At 67.0% G+C, this 1,877-nt stretch carries 1 protein-coding gene and 1 pseudogene; one reads left to right on the top strand and one right to left on the bottom strand.

Going from position 1 to position 1,877, the window contains the following annotated elements; genetic code table 11:
• Nucleotides 1–187 precede the first annotated feature (187 nt).
• Nucleotides 188–619: a hypothetical protein gene (locus IE107_RS34345; RefSeq protein ID WP_229867482.1), complete on the top strand. Its 432-nt coding sequence runs from the start codon at nucleotides 188–190 to the stop codon at nucleotides 617–619.
• A gap of 195 nt (nucleotides 620–814) precedes the next feature.
• Here IE107_RS34345 and IE107_RS34340 read toward each other — a convergent pair.
• Nucleotides 815–1,171: pseudogene (locus tag IE107_RS34340) on the bottom strand (transposase); the annotation flags it as partial.
• Between the last annotated feature and the right edge of the window lie 706 nt (nucleotides 1,172–1,877).

Here is a 1,877-nt window from a genome sequence, read left to right as displayed (position 1 = left end):
CGGCCGAGACCCGGCAACGGCACCAACACGACCTCGCAGCATAGGTATCGAGTGTCCAAGATCACGGGGAAGCTTCAGGTGGGACCAAGCCTCGCCGACTTCGCAGCGACTATTCGGGACATGCCACCGGTCTTCACGCAAGGCTCATCCCTGTCTCGTGAGACAGGGAAACGGTGGAGAACAGAGCATGTACCGCCTGGTCTCCGAGGGGACGCTGCCGCACACGGCGCCGATGTACCGGCGGCTGTCTGCGCAGCTGACCAAGGCCCGCCGGGAGGGCCGGTTCCCCGATCTGATCGACACCGTCCGAAAGGTCCACGTCCCGCTGGCCTGGGAGGGCGCGGACGCGTTCCTCGCGGAGATGCCGGGCTGGTTCCGCCTGGACCGCACCGAGGGTCAGGAGCGCGCCCTCTACGTCGCGGCAGAGAAGGACACCCTGCGCCAGCAGTTGACCGGCTGGCTCGCCGACGCGGGTATCCCAGTCCTGGTGGTCCGCGGCTTCGGCTCGCAGTCGTACGCCGACGTCGTCCACGACCGCGTCACCGCCGACCCGCGCGCTGCCGTGCTCCTGGTGGTCGTTCTCCCGGGCTTCCAAGACTGTGGCATGACGCTGCGCTAGCTGCGTGACCTGGGGTTTTCTCTAACATCTCTGGGGCTGTCGTGATCGTTGCGACACGTTGCACTAGAGATGGAGGAGACCCTTGCGGGCCTTTCCTGTTCAACTCCCGTCCGGCATCCGCTGCTGGACCGTGATGGATGAGGACCTGACCGTCGTATCGGAGGCGGACGCGTTCTTGCGGCACGTACGGTTCGGCCGGGAGACCTCGGCGCCATAGACCTCGGCCAGGTGTGCCTGGACCTCGCCAGTGGTCAGGCCCTTCGCGGCCGGCGAGATGACCATCTCGTCGACGCCGGTCAGACGCTTCTGCCGCTTCTTGACGATCTTCGGCTCGAAGGAGCCGTCGCGGTCGCGGGGCACGGTTATCTCCACCGGGTCGACGTCCGTGAGCACCGTCTTGGAGCGTGTGCCGTTCCGCGAGTTGCCGCCGTTCTTGCCCGCCGGGTCGTGCTTGTCATAGCCGAGACGGTCGGTGATCTCGCCCTCCAGAGCGGACTCCAGCAGCCGCTTGGTCAGCTGCTGCAGCAGCCCGCCCTCACCGGTAAGAACAAGCTGAGGGCAGCACGGGCACGGGGTCTACCGGTTGGGTCGGCGGGCACCGCGGCGGCAGTGGCGTCGTGCGTGTGGTGCCCGTGGTTGTTGCGACCCCTCCCGCCTGGCCTGGAAAGGCGGTTGGGCAGGTCGCCCCGGGCGATCCCGTCGCAGCTCTGTACTGGTGGGATGCGCGTCGGGGCGACATCTGTTTTCTTCGGCGGAAGGTGTGTTCAGGTCAGGGGGCCAGGACGGCGACTTCCTGGTGATGCCGAATGCGTTCAGGGCGGTCTTCCAGCGCATGGTCCAGCGGGCCTGGCCCTTGCCGGTGGGGTCCAGGGACATGATCGCCATGTGCTGTTCCTGGACCAGGATCCCGGCCGCCGCGTCGTCCCCCGCTGCGCGGGGATCCGGCGGATGGGGTGGTCGGTGATGTGCTGCCGGCACGATGATCAGCGTGACTGTCCGCTCCCACAGATTGATCAGGACTCGATAGGCGCCCCACTCGGTCGGCTCCTGCGTCACCGAGAATTGATCAAGGGTCCCGGACCTCGCAGTGCCTGATCCGTCCGGTCTGCGGCGCTGGTTGCCCTCGTGGGTGCCGGTGGAGCTTGCCTACCGTGTCTGTGTGAGTGACGTGACGAGCGGGTGTACGGGACGGGTGGTCGTGCTGGTGCTGCCCGAGGTGAACCTGTTGGATCTCGGCGGCCCGGTCCAGGTCTTTGAT

Source organism: Streptomyces gelaticus (assembly GCF_014649535.1).
Classification (GTDB): Bacteria; Actinomycetota; Actinomycetes; order Streptomycetales; family Streptomycetaceae; genus Streptomyces; species Streptomyces gelaticus.
This window is presented reverse-complemented; position numbering and strand designations above follow the sequence as displayed.